Source organism: Photobacterium aquae, assembly GCF_001029445.1.
Classification (GTDB): domain Bacteria; phylum Pseudomonadota; class Gammaproteobacteria; order Enterobacterales; family Vibrionaceae; genus Photobacterium; species Photobacterium aquae.
In genome coordinates this window covers 1-13328 of the sequence record NZ_LDOT01000030.1, presented here as the reverse complement: position 1 = coordinate 13328, position 13328 = coordinate 1, and the positions used below count along the sequence as shown (strand labels likewise).

Sequence of the window (13328 nt, the reverse complement as noted above, 5' to 3'; positions counted from 1 at the left end):
TTCATTGGCGTACATCCTGTGTTGAGTCTGTGGCTTTCGGGCTTCCTGCCGGTTTGGCTGGATCCGGTCGTTGATTGTGCAGCGAGGCTTTAAGTACCGTGGTAAGGCTTCGTACAGATAACTGAATGAAGTTGCCGAGAGCATGAAGAATGCTTTTCTTTTGCTGCTCTTCGAACTGTCGACGGACTTCCCAGCGGCGACTGAACCCGTAGGCGATATCGGTGAAAACGGCTAATGATTGAGTATTTTTATCCATAAGTTCGCAATGGACAGATTGACCGTTGGCGAGATATGTCGCTTGATGGATTCGCATGGCAAATCGGTAGGGTTTCAAATGTGCTTTTTCAGATTGGGATTGCTTGGGTTTGGCGACGTAGCAGGTTAGTTCGACAATATCCCCATGCTGCAGGTTGTCATCCAAATTATGGATTGTCAGATTGGCACCGCTGAGTGAAGCATTGTTAATAGTGGCTGTTGATTGCTTGTTGTTGATCGCGACATGTGCCTGAACGTTGCTTTGTATGCGAGGTTCGATGCGGCGCTGGCGTTTTTCAAGGGTGGATCCCAGACAGAGCAGGCTGATAAGAAGGTTCAGGGTATTGAAAACCAGAACGATGGCGAGCTGTCCTTGTTCGATAGGGAAATGGTAATAACGGTAAAGTCCCCAGCACTCGGCTACTGTGAGCACGATGGTTAGGACTAGCAAGGCAGGTGTTAGGCCGGAGAAATGAGTATTCTCCGTCGTTTCGCCCTTGGGAGTCACAGCAAAGCTGGGTTTGCGAGGGCTGATAATGACCGACAGGACCGGCAGGAACAGAAATAGGGATAGAATAGTTTCGTAAAACTCTGAAAACAGGGTATTACGGGTTTTGCCAAACAGGTGTTGGTTAATCAGAATACTGATGATGAGATGCGGGATGGCATAGGCGACGAAGGCCCCGGCATTACCGACGAAAATTTGGAGATCAAACAGTAGGTATGCCAGCGGAGCTAGCAGGTAAACCACGCGAAATAGCGGGAAGAACCAAAAGCTTGTCGAGTTGAGGTAACAGAGTTTTTGCGGCCATGATAGCCCACGCTTGAACAGGGGATTATTTAGCATGAAAATCTGGATCATTCCCTGAGCCCAGCGCGAGCGTTGGGTGACATAGGCCCCGAATGTATCCGGTGATAGCCCGGCAATCATCGCTTTGTTGATATAGGCGCTATCCCAGCCTTTGGCATGGATATTGATTGCAGTATCGGCGTCTTCGGTAATGGTTCGGGTGGAAATACCACCCACATCTTCTAGAGCCTTGCGGCGAATGACAGCCGCTGAGCCACAGAAAAAGCTCGCATTCCAAAAATCCATCCCTTTGAGGATCCGGTTGTAGAACATTTCGTTTTCAGCAGGCACTTTGTCTTCGATCCCGAGATTACGCTCAATAGGATTGGGGGTGACAAAAAAATGTGGGGTCTGGACAAAACCGAGGTTGGAATTGTGTTGGAACTGGCCGACGGTGTTGACCAGAAAGTCTCGGCTTGGGACATGGTCTGCATCAAGGATCAGTACCAACTCGCCTTGGTTGTGGGCAAGAGCATGGTTGATATTGCCGGCTTTGGCATGGCTGTTGTCTGGGCGGGTGAGGTATTCCACGCCGAGTTGCTGGCAAAGTGCCTTGAGCTTGCTGGTTCGCTCACGGGCTTGTTTGGCCTGGTGGTGATCCTGTGCATTAAGTTTTTGCGCAGTTCCGCCGTCATCCAATACCCATACATTGACTGTTCCTGGGTAATGAAGTTGGCTGGCGGCGGCAATCGTTGGGCCGACAACATGGAGAGGTTCGTTGAAAGTTGGGATAAAAACATCCACTGACGGAATGTCTTGTTTTTCGTCGATGGGAATAATCTTGCGATTACGCTGCTTTACATTCACGAACATTCCAATCAAGTAGATGCTGATCCCGTAAATTTCGGTAATAAACAGGGCGAGGGCAAAGGGAATATCGAGACTGCTTTCCCACGGTAATGTTTCATCGTAGCGCCACCATATATAGCGAAGGGAAATGAATGCCCCTGTCAGCAGCATAACAAGGTTGAGGTATTTTTTTTCGCTCGATGTCATACATAGCAGAACAACCAGCAGGGCGGAAACGGACAGCCATAAGTGGGTTTCCACTGCGACCTCGATGGTTGCCAGATACAACACGGCAACGGTGAGAAGGCAACTGGCCAGCCATTTCATACCGGAGAGTGCATTTAGGTGCTTCATTATTAACGTTCCTCTAGGAAAAAGCTGGGTTTGAGATTGTCGAGCCAACTCAGGTTATGCTGATCTTCCGGCGCGCAGTGGTGGATAAAGATAGAGAGGTATTTGTTCATCCGTTTGGTGTGTTGTTGTGAGTAGGTACAACGATCGCCATTGGGCATGACACTAACCCAGTGCTGGTAGGCACCGATGCTGTTGTATTTGCGTTCTCCGGGGTTTGCTGGAAGGGAAAAGGAAAATTGTGCCGGAGGCTGGCTGAGCGGCTTGTTGGCAATCACTTGGACGATGAGATTTTCGCCGCGCTGGAAGGTATGGTTTTCCAGCTCGGTCCAATACCAAATATCTTGGTTGCGTTGCTGGCGATAGTTGCCAAGCGAGGTCATCCCCTGCGGGAAAACGGGTAATTGGTAGTCGTGGATAGGTACAGGATCGTTAAAAGTATGGCTGACAGGTTGGCTGGTCGTGAGCTGACATCCACTCAGCCCGATAATCCCGACAGCGATGCAAAATGATTGCGTCACGTTCATTATATGCTCCTTGTGCTGTTCTAGATGGAGCTATGCAAGAATATGACCATGCTTTTTCGTTTTTTTTAATTTTGATAAAACAATGAATTAGATTTTCCATGAAGATCTGGTTTTAATTATGAGAATTAAAATGCAAAATTTTTTGATACTTCAAAATAGTGATGTGATGCAGTTACTGATTGCTTGCTTTTAGGTTGGCGTGAAATAGGTGATATAGTCATTTCATGCTATAAAACAACAGGTAAGTATTGGGTTGCAGGTAGAACAATGGATGCAAATAACGGCATGGTTGTGGCGAAAGCGTTGAGCAAAAAGCAGCAGGCGATTATCGACAGGGAATTTGAGCTGTTAGAAATTGCAAAGAAAGTTGTCGAAAGAGAGGGGTATGCCCACCTGACAATGGATAAGGTGGCGGCGGATAGTCCCTATTCGAAAGGTACTATTTACAATCACTTCAACAGCAAAGAAGATCTGGTGACGGCGCTGGGCATTATGGCGTTCAAAAAAGAGATTTTGTTGTTTCGTCGAGCTCTGGATTTTGACGGCAATAGCCGGGAAAAAGTGCTGGCGATGCATGTCGGTTATTCGTTATTTACCCGTCTTGAACCTGTTCTGGCGATGTGTGTGCTTACCTGCCGTACGCCGTTTGTTATCGAGAAAACAGCGCCTGCCCGGCTTGAGCATTTCAATGTACTTGAAGAGCAGATGGTGGCGATTGGCGATGCATTTTTGCAGCAAGGGTTGGATAACGGGGACTTGGTTCTTCCTGCTGGCTACCGTAAAGAGAATGTGGTGTTTGCGAACTGGTCGATGGCGTTTGGCTCAAACGCTCTGATGAATAATGCCACCGAAGCGTGCTGCGTATCGCGTATCGCTGATTTGGACTCGATACTGTGCAACGTCAACTTGCTGCTTGATGGTGTCAACTGGCGCCCGTTGGCATCCGAGTTTGACTATAAATCCTCATGGCTGCGTATTGAGCAGCAAGTGTTCGCCGACGAGGTGGCACAACTTGGGCCGCGAATATCTCCGTCTCTATAGCTTATGTTGAAGCGGTGACTGGGGGAATTCGGGTATAAACACAACCCGTCTACTCTTAGTCGTAGATATCTACCTTGTTATTGACTGGCGTTACTCTCCCTCTGCTTTTGTTAGCGAGAGAAGGAAGGGTAGGTTGACCTTTCTATTAGTTACTGAATTCCCACCATATTTATTCATTAATCACTCTGAATGACGCTGCGTTGAGAGTAACTACCGAGCTTTCTCCCGAATTTGAATATATGGCCAAAATGCACTTGTTGTGATTATTTTTTGCGCTAATATGACGAAAGGTCAATTTTGACGGTTCGTCATAAATATGAATCACCATTCGTTGAATGGTTTTTTTATCTTCATTTGTGACAAATCGTCAATATTCGGCGGTGGCAAGAGGGAGCAGGACCTGTTGCCAAACCGCTTATGCTTTCACGGGTGGGTTGTGATAGCTGGGCATAACACGGTACGTCACAAATGGAGAAAGTGATGAAACGTAAACTTTTGCACATGCCAGTTTGGTATCCCAAGTTGGTGCTGTTGATGTCGCTGGTATTGGTGGTACTTGCGGCATTTGGCAGTAAAAATTTATTTTTCCGGGGCGATTATCAGATCTTTTTTGATGCCGACAATCCGCAGTTGGCGGCATTCAAAGAAATAGAAGCCACATTCACCAAAACAGACTCATTAGCTGTTGTGGTGGCGGTGCAGGATTCAATATTCACACCTGAACATCTGAATTTGGTCAGGGATCTCACTGAATCAGCATGGCAGACTCCTTATTCCAGTCGAGTTGATTCAATCGCTAACTACCAGCATACCTCTGCCGATGGCGATGATTTGCTGGTGGAAGATCTGTTGCTGGATCTGTATCCGTTCACTGAGGCTCGAATTGCCTATGTAAAAGACATTGCATTGGCTGAACCTCGCCTGCGTGATGCCTTGATTTCCCGTTCGGGCAAGGTGGCAGTGGTCAATATTACCTTGAACATGCCAACTGGCAACCAGACACAGCAAGTGCAGGAAATCAAACATTTCATTGATGCGTTGATCGTGCAGTATCAGGCTGATTATCCCGCGGTGACTTTTCATCTCGGTGGGGTGATTGCCCTGAATGCGGCGTTTGCCGAAGCCGCCCAGATCGACAGTACGACGCTTATTCCTTTGATGCTTTTGATTATTTTGCTGTTTCTCGGGCTGATGCTGCGCACTGTGTCGGGTGTGTTTGCCACCTTGCTGGTGATTATAGCGACGGTTGCCGCGACACTGGGGATCTTGGGATGGAGTGGGCATTATTTGGATACTGGGAGTGTGAATGTGCCGACGTTGATCATGACACTGGCGGTTGCGGATTGCGTTCATATTCTCTCGGCGGTGTATCAGTCGATGCGACAGGGTATGGCAAAGCGCGAGGCGATAGCCCATAGCCTGAGCGCCAATTTTACGGCATTGCTGATCACCTCGGTGACAACCGCTGTTGGTTTCATGATGATGAATGCTTCTGATTCGCCAGTTCTGCGTGATATGGGAACGTTGTCAGCGTTGGGGGTCATGCTGGCATTGTTGTTGGCGCTCACGGTGCTGCCGTCACTGATGATGCTTTTGCCGTTGCGAATCAGCCCGCGCCCCCAATCATCCACCCCGCGTGCTCTTGATCGCTTTGCCAATGTGGTGATCCGCTTTCACCGCCTGATTATGCCGGTTTCATTGGTAGTGGTTGTGGCGAGTGCCTTTCTGATGGTGCAAAACAAAATCGAGGATGATTCGGTCGAATATTTTGATACGAGCAATAGCTTCCGTCAGGCTGCTGATTTTATGGCGGCCAATATCAGCGGGATGAACAATATCAGTATCGCTGTGAAAACAGGTCAGCCTCAGGGGATGAATAGCCCCGCCTTTATCAAGACACTGGATGGATTTACGCGGTGGTTACGGGATCAACCCGAAACGGATCATGTTGCCAGCTTGGCCGATACATACCGGCGCTTGAATATGAACATGCATGGCGATGATAGTAAGCAATATCGCCTGCCGGATGAGCAGGGCTTGGCGGCGCAATATATGTTGCTTTACGAGATGTCCCTGCCATATGGGCTTGATTTGAATAATGAAATCAATATCGACAAGTCCTCGGTCAAGCTGGTGCTGACCACGGAAAACCTCAATAGCAAGGAAATGGTGGCGCTGGAGGCGCGGATCTACCAATGGTTTGCCGACAATGCGCCTCAATATGACGTGGTAGCGTCGAGTCCGACATTGATGTTCTCTCATATTGGTGAGGTGAATATGGCGAGTATGTTGAAGACCTTGCCGATTGCCTTGGTGCTGATTTCTATCTTGCTGATTGTGGCGTTGCGTTCGCTGCGGCTGGGGTTGATCAGTTTGGTGCCGAATCTGGTTCCGGCGGTGGTTGGTTTTGGGATCTGGGCGTTGATATCCGGCGAGATCAACCTAGGTCTGTCGGTGGTGGTGACATTGACTCTGGGGATTGTGGTCGATGATTGCGTCCATTTTCTTACTAAATACCAGCATGCACGGCGACAAGGGCACGATGCGGAAGGCGGGATTCGCTATGCCTTCGGCACTGTTGGACGAGCACTGTGGATCACGACCGTGGTGCTCGTGGCTGGCTTTAGCGTGCTTGGGATGTCGAGCTTTAGGCTGAATTCAGATTTGGGGCAGCTCAGTGCGCTGGTCATTATGGTGGCATTGATCGTTGATTTTCTCTTGTTGCCAGCGTTGCTGTTGATGTTTGACCGCAAGGCCTATCAAGGCGAAACCGAAAAGGACAAGCCGGCGTTAGTCGCGTCGCTATAGATACTGTATCAGCCCTGCGGGTGGCGATGTTACCCGCAGGTGATGGAATGAAGATATAAGACAGGAAGGAGAGCTCAAATGTGGAACCCAATAGTGTGGTTGAGTGTGATTGGTATGTTGTTTGCCATGCCGGTTATCGCCCAGCAAGTGACGGGTATCGATCAGGGACTGGCTATAGCCAAGGAGCGCAAAGCGAGAGACATTGGATGGGGAGACTCGATTTCAGAGTTGAGCATGTTGCTGAAAAATGCCCAGGGGGAGACCAGTGATCGAAAGCTGAGAATAAAGAGTCTTGAGGTTGATGGGGATGGCGATAAAGGGTTGACGGTATTTGATGAGCCCCGTGACGTTAAGGGCACGGCGTTTCTCAACTACTCCCATACCCATAAGGCTGATGATCAGTGGCTATATATGCCAGCCTTGAAGCGGGTGAAGCGGATTTCTTCTCGCAATAAGTCGGGCCCGTTTATGGGCAGTGAATTTGCCTATGAGGATCTCAGCTCATTCGAGTTGGAGAAATATACCTTCAATTATCTTGGTGACGAAACGGTAGCAGGGGAGTCGAGCTATTTAATCGAGCAGATCCCAACCGATCAATATTCCGGCTATACCCGCCAGTTAGTATGGCTGGATAAGGCTCACTACCGTCCGCTGAAAATGGAGTTTTATGATCGCCGCAAAGCATTGTTGAAAACATTGATCTTCTCGCAGTACCAGCAGTATCTCGGCAAGTACTGGCGTGCTCACAAGATGACGATGGTCAACCACCAGACAGGGAAAGAAACGGTACTTAGCACCCACCAGCTAATGTTCAAAACCGGGCTTACCGATAGAGATTTTAGCCAGCAAAGTCTGAAGCGGTCGAGGTAGGTGATGGGTATGTCACGACAGGGGTATTGGCTATCGGCATTGATAGCGTTTACCCAACCGCTAGTAGCACAGGCCGCAGGGGAAGCAACGTGGCTACCGCAGGAGATGAGAGGTCGGCTTGCGGTTGAACACCGCCAGTTCTTTGCAACCGGTACTCACGGGCAAGATACCGTGCAGCCTTCAGTGGTTATTGAACCCGAATGGTATTGGGAGTGGGAGCAGGGTACGCAGAGTGTTAACCTTGTACCGTTTGCCCGTTGGGATGCGATGGATAATGAAAGAAGCCATATTGATCTGCGAGAAGCGATCTATGCCTATTATGGCGATCGGTTGGAATTGCGGGCAGGGATCGGCAAGGTTTTCTGGGGGGTAACGGAATCTCAGCATTTGGTTGATGTGATTAACCAAACCGATGCGGTTGAGTCGGTTGATGGCGAAGCAAAATTGGGGCAGCCAATGGTGCATTTTGCTTATTTGGCTGATCTGGGGGTGTGGGAGTTGTTTGTGCTGCCGTACTTTCGCGAGAGGACGTTTGCAGGATCTGATGGGCGGCTGACGGTTGCAGGGGTGAACACTGATGAGGCGCGCTATGAATCGTCACGGGGGAAAAAGCATGTTGATTTGGCTGCCCGTTATAGCGTGAGCTGGGATGTATGGGATATTGGGCTGAGTTATTTTCACGGTACGAGCCGAGATCCTTATTTCTTGGTTGAGGGTAGTGATTGGCTGCGGTCCCTAGTGCCTTTTTATGCTCAGATGGATCAGCTGAGTGTGGATTTGCAAGGATTGTGGGGGGATTGGCTGTGGAAGCTAGAGGCGCTTCGACGGTTTAGTCTGGACAATCATAGTGCCGTGACGGCGGGGTTTGAGTATACCTATGTGGGTGTGGCCGATACGGCTTGGGATGTCGGGGTACTGGCCGAATATCTTTATGATAGCAGGGAGAAGCAAGCCCCGGTTGTTGGTCAAAATGATATTTTTGCTGGCGTGCGCTGGGCTCTCAATGATATAGCAGGCACGGAAGTGTTGTTTGGGGTGAGTCAAGATTTGGATGATGCACGTTCACAGACAGCACGGTTAGAGGCATCAAGCCGTTTGGGGAGTGCTTGGCGTTGGAATATCAACGCGTGGTATTTTGATGCTGATGACGAGCGTGATCCTGTTTATGGTTTGCGCAGGGATAATTATGTAGAGGTGGGACTTTCATATTATTTCTAACCCATCGTGTCTTCTTTGCTGAGAATCGGCCATCCTCAGCCGCTGAGGATGGCCTGGCGCATTGTTACCATTCGCCGGTATTTTCCATAGATAGCCAAGGTTCGGCAGGCGCTAGCGGCTCGCCTTTTTGTAGCAATTCGATAGAGATACCGTCAGGAGAGCGGACAAAAGCCATGTGGCCATCGCGAGGTGGACGGTTGATGGTAACGCCATTGGCGCGAAGGTGGCTGCACAATGCGTAGATATCGTCAACGCGAAACGCCAGATGGCCAAAGTTTCGGCCGCCAGTATAGCTTTCCGGCTCCCAGTTGTAGGTCAGTTCGATAAGCGGAGACATCGCCGTCTTTGCGGTATCGACATTGAGTGGCGCGGCGAGAAATACCAAGGTGAATCGCCCTTTTTCACTGTCTTTGCGGTGGGTTTCAATCAGGCCGAGTTTGTTGCAGTAGAAATCCAGCGACGCCTCGAGATCACTAACGCGAACCATGGTATGTAGATATTCCATTGTGCTTCCTATGGTTAAGTAGCAGAGCAAAAAGCTATTCTAACAGTAATTCTGCAACGGCTTCACCTACGGCATAAGCGGATTGTGGGTTCTGCCCAGTGATCAGTTTGCCATCGACCACGACGTTTTCGCACCAAGGGGCGGCTTTGACAAAATGGGCATTGGCCATCTTTAGCTGATCTTCAAGTAAGAAGGGGACAACTCCTGTCAGGCCGATGGTGTCTTCTTCTTCATTGGTGAAACCGGTGACACGCTTGTTGGCGATGAGATGGTCACCGTTGGCGTATTTTAGATTGACCAATGCCGCAGGGCCGTGGCAGATCGCGGCAATAATCCCGTTTTGTTGGTAAATGGTGATGGCTGCTCGCTGAAGTGGTTCATTGTCGGGGAAATCCCACATTGTGCCATGCCCACCAGCAAAGATAATCGCCTGATATTCAGATGGCGAGAGAGAAGACAGGGCCGTGCTGTTTTTTAGGCTGTCGACAAGTTCGGGAGTGGCCAGGAAACGTGCATTGTTATTGTCCTCTTCGTCCCAGCTCTTGGGATCAACAGGGACTTCGCCACCACGAATAGAGACGATATCGACAGGAATGCCTTGATCTCGCAAAGCGAAGTAGGGATGGGTGAGTTCGGATAACCAGAAACCGGTCTGGGTACCGGTTTCTCCCATTGCACCGTGGCTGGTTAGAACGAGTAATGCTTTGACCATGGGCTCCTCTCGATACGTGATAGTTGGCGGCTCCGCGCTCTTATTGGCGGTGTGCCGTCAAGGTGTTCAGGCTATACGAAAGGATAGACCATCGTCGGGGTTAGGTCGTGATTCCTCGATTTTACAAGCGGTGATTGAGTATAGGGGGTTGAGGGAAGGCAGGAAGTTATGCAAAATGGCATAAATAAATAACAATAGGTAAAAAAGATGATATCTAAGTGGGCTGTGCGCTTTTTTCAAATGGCCGAGTTGGTGGGCTCTTGGAGTAAAGACCCATCCACTCAGGTAGGGGCGGTCATTACTCAGGGGAACCGTATTGTGTCGGTGGGTTTCAATGGTTACCCACATGGTATATCCGATAGCGCCGCGACAGATGATCGCGATATGAAATATCTCAAAACATTGCATGCCGAAGAGAATGCGATTTTGTTTGCCAAGCGTGATTTAGCTGGGTGTGATATTTGGGTAACGCATTTCCCTTGCCCGAACTGTGCTGCGAAAATTATCCAGACAGGTATTGCGACCGTGCATTGCCCTGAACAAACGGAAGATTTTTTGTCTCGCTGGGGTGAAAAAATTCAAATCAGTGAGGAAATGTTCCAGCAGGCTGGCGTAACGGTGAATTGGTTGCCGCTTGATGCGCTTAGTACGATCCCTAAAGACTAGATGATCCTTGGTGAAGTGAGGAGAGCGTAAGCATTTTCTTTGCTTGTGACGGTTCCTAGTACATAGATACTGACAAAGGCCACTACCATAGTGGCCTTTGTTTTATCTGTGAGAATCATTGGCTAGCGGGCGTGGCTTATAGGCAGAAGTGGCAATTTTCGTCTGACAGCCCATGTTTGCCAGACAGGGCGGCGATGTGCTGCCTGCCAGCTTCCATTCCCATGATATAACCCTCGTTGAGTTGTTTGGTATCCATCGTTAGCCGTTTGACTGAAAACATGTCTGGCGGGGCAATAACCCTGACAATCGTCCCTTCTGGTGGATTGCGGATAAACGCCAGTGATGCATTGTAGTTATCGGCCCGGTGGGCCATCGCATCAGCGATTTTGGGATAAGGTGTCAGCAGCTTGTTGATGAGCCACGGATGCCGAGCCTTCGGCATTTGGTAATTGAGGGGGTGCGACAAAATGACGGTAATATCACGTGCACCTCGGCGATACGCTTCTTTTACCGGTATAGAGTCGGCGACACCACCATCTGTATAGCAGCCGCCAGAAAAGCATGGTGGGTGCTTAAAGGCAATGGGTAATGCGGCGGTTGCGATCATTGCATCTTGGATATTCGCCGGGCTGATCCTGTGGTAATTGGCTTTGCCGGTTCGAACATCTGTGACGGTTGCCCAAAACGGGATCGAGTGGAAGACATCGGTTTGGTCGATGGGAAATTGTTTATTTGCCTCGGTCCATAACCATTGAATGTCAACAAGATCGCCGCCTTTGATAAAACGGGCAGGGCTGAAAAATTTCTTTTGGGTAGCCAGCTCGGTAATGACGTGGTAGCTGCGTCCTGGCTGGTTGGCGATGTAGCCTAATAAGTTAGATGCGCCAGCCGATACACCGATGGCAAAATCGTAGGGTTGGAAATTGGCATCCATGAAGGCATCGAGTACACCGCTGGCAAAGATGCCGCGCATGGCTCCGCCTTCTACAATCAATGCCCGGCTGTTTTCAATCTTCATATTATCCCCATGTCATTATCATCAGGTAAGAATACGCTGCTGGTTTTCTTTTTTGTATTCGATTTTTCTTATTGTAGCGATAAGCAAAACCAAACAACCAAGCCACCCGAAGGCAGCTTGGGGTATTCGCAATTTAAAATACGATGTACGTTGAATCCTGTGGAAGATGAGGGAATCAGCTACACGGTACCACTTCAATAGTTGGAAGATCCCCGTCTTCTTGTGCTGACGCATATTTGATATAGCACTGGTTGGTTTTCAGTTCTTCCATCTGATCGCCCAGGTCTTTGATGTTGTCTTTGAACGTGATGTATGACATGTGCTGCTCACCCGGTAGGTGACCATATATGGAGGCGAAATCGCCGCCGTCGCCACGTCGGAATTCAACGCCTTTGACAAGGTTGCTGATGGTCATTGGATCGGCATCGGCATACCCGTAGCGGAAGACGCAATATCCGGATGCGCCAATCTCACAGCCAGCAATGGGAATGTCGGCTTGAATGCCGTTGCCGTCAGTGATTGGGCGGTTGGATACATATGAGTAGTGCTCTAAACCGTCTATTGCCAATTTACCGTAGGCCGAGCCCGTAGCAGACATGATTGAGCCTGCCAAATTTTTCAAAACTTCAGTGCGTGTATCATTTTGAATATTCAAGAAGCGCGGTGCTGCAACGACGGCAAGAATACCGATGAGGACGATGACAACGACTAATTCGATTAAAGTAAAACCTTTGCTTTTCATGACGTTTCCCGGATTCTGTTTTGTTGATGCATTATACGTCCAAGGTATCTACCTGATGCAATAGGGGTAATGTGAAATATTATATTCTTTGTGATGTTTTTTTGACGTCGCGGGCTATTCAGGTGTGTATTTTTGGGTTTGTGGTGACTCATTGAGGTTTATTTGGGGAGGTGCGCTGTGATGAAATGTGATGGTGTCATAATTCCAACGTCAAGGTGGCAGGGTGATACGGATGGCGGTTATGTTGCTTGGGTATTTCGCGGGATTTACTGCTGGTAAAGAGTGGCTAGGGAGATGAATTGTTGCTTGTACCAGAGCGCTTTCACCATTACTATCTGGCACATCTTTTTTCCGACAGGTTTACGTAATGGAACTTATTACAGAAGCATTGGGTTGGAGCAGTGTTGCTTTCTATATTTCCTTGACTATTTTCAATAGCATGAAGGCGACTCGCTTTGCCGCATTTGGCTCATCAGCGAATGATATCGTTTGGGCGGTATTGATGGGATGGCACGCAAAGGTGATTCTGAATCTTTCTGTCGCGAGTATTAATGCTTACCGATATGCCAAGGATTTCATGAATGTATCGCGTGAGTTACTGTTTGTGCTTGCGGCGATGATGACTGTCGGGATCGGTTATATCTTTTATACAGCGGTGTCATCTTTTATTGCCGAACCGAGTTTGACGGTCGGTTTCCAGTTTGCTGATTTAGCCGTGATTCTGGTAGCCATGTATATGACATGTTTGCGTAAGTATCGCGTATTGATGCTTATCTCTGGTTTTGTTGGCATGGTCGGTTACTACGGTAACCCGCAGATGATGATCATCAAAGCGTTAGTTATCGGCATTATGTCTTATAAGTTACTGACAAATAAGAAAGAAGAAACTGAAACGGCTGCAGCCTAGTAGTTTCTCGCCAAATTAAATAAAAAAGCCCCGCCTGAAGCAGATTCAGGCGGGGCTTAATTATATGGT

12 protein-coding genes are annotated in these 13328 nt (G+C 48.8%); 6 read left to right on the top strand and 6 right to left on the bottom strand.

What is annotated here, in order from left to right:
- Position 1 precedes the first annotated feature (1 nt).
- Entirely contained in the window at positions 2–2248 is a 2247-nt protein-coding gene (gene bcsA / locus ABT56_RS18415; protein ID WP_084722398.1) for a UDP-forming cellulose synthase catalytic subunit, read from the bottom strand.
- Between the two features lie 2 nt (positions 2249–2250).
- Positions 2251–2772: a hypothetical protein gene (locus ABT56_RS18410; RefSeq protein ID WP_053062557.1), complete on the bottom strand. Its 522-nt coding sequence runs from the start codon at positions 2770–2772 to the stop codon at positions 2251–2253.
- A gap of 267 nt (positions 2773–3039) precedes the next feature.
- On the opposite strand from ABT56_RS18410, the gene ABT56_RS18405 reads away from it, so the two are divergent.
- From ABT56_RS18405 to ABT56_RS18390, 4 genes are all read left to right on the top strand, one after another.
- Positions 3040–3813 (top strand): TetR/AcrR family transcriptional regulator, encoded by a 774-nt coding sequence (locus tag ABT56_RS18405; protein WP_047880379.1) that lies wholly within the window; start codon positions 3040–3042, stop codon positions 3811–3813.
- A gap of 480 nt (positions 3814–4293) precedes the next feature.
- Positions 4294–6621: an efflux RND transporter permease subunit gene (locus ABT56_RS18400; RefSeq protein WP_084722396.1), complete on the top strand. Its 2328-nt coding sequence runs from the start codon at positions 4294–4296 to the stop codon at positions 6619–6621.
- A gap of 114 nt (positions 6622–6735) precedes the next feature.
- A complete protein-coding gene (locus ABT56_RS18395; RefSeq protein ID WP_240478358.1) occupies positions 6736–7491 on the top strand; it encodes an outer membrane lipoprotein-sorting protein in 756 nt (251 codons plus the stop codon).
- Between the two features lie 9 nt (positions 7492–7500).
- Entirely contained in the window at positions 7501–8709 is a 1209-nt protein-coding gene (locus ABT56_RS18390) for a hypothetical protein (RefSeq protein ID WP_240478355.1), read from the top strand.
- Positions 8710–8773: 64 nt separating this feature from the next.
- On the opposite strand, the gene ABT56_RS18385 is transcribed toward ABT56_RS18390, so the two are convergent.
- Positions 8774–9214: a VOC family protein gene (locus tag ABT56_RS18385; protein WP_047880376.1), complete on the bottom strand. Its 441-nt coding sequence runs from the start codon at positions 9212–9214 to the stop codon at positions 8774–8776.
- 34 nt (positions 9215–9248) lie between these two features.
- Positions 9249–9926, bottom strand: coding sequence for a type 1 glutamine amidotransferase domain-containing protein (locus ABT56_RS18380; protein ID WP_047880375.1), 678 nt, complete (start codon positions 9924–9926; stop codon positions 9249–9251).
- 207 nt (positions 9927–10133) lie between these two features.
- On the opposite strand from ABT56_RS18380, the gene ABT56_RS18375 reads away from it, so the two are divergent.
- Positions 10134–10592 carry a dCMP deaminase family protein gene (locus ABT56_RS18375; protein WP_047880374.1) on the top strand — a complete coding sequence of 153 codons (459 nt, stop codon included), beginning with the start codon at positions 10134–10136 and terminating at the stop codon, positions 10590–10592.
- 136 nt (positions 10593–10728) lie between these two features.
- Here the strand turns inward: ABT56_RS18375 and ABT56_RS18370 are convergent, their stop codons facing one another.
- On the bottom strand, positions 10729–11610 hold the full coding sequence (locus ABT56_RS18370; protein WP_047880373.1) for a patatin-like phospholipase family protein: 882 nt from the start codon (positions 11608–11610) through the stop codon (positions 10729–10731).
- 175 nt (positions 11611–11785) lie between these two features.
- The gene (locus ABT56_RS24595; RefSeq protein WP_047880372.1) at positions 11786–12352 is read right to left on the bottom strand and encodes a type II secretion system protein; all 567 of its coding nucleotides are present in this window, start codon (positions 12350–12352) and stop codon (positions 11786–11788) included.
- A 367-nt stretch (positions 12353–12719) separates the two neighbouring features.
- Here ABT56_RS24595 and ABT56_RS18360 point away from each other — a divergent pair, with 367 nt between their 5' ends.
- The gene (locus tag ABT56_RS18360; RefSeq protein WP_047880371.1) at positions 12720–13259 is read left to right on the top strand and encodes a hypothetical protein; all 540 of its coding nucleotides are present in this window, start codon (positions 12720–12722) and stop codon (positions 13257–13259) included.
- The last annotated feature ends 69 nt before the right edge of the window (positions 13260–13328 follow it).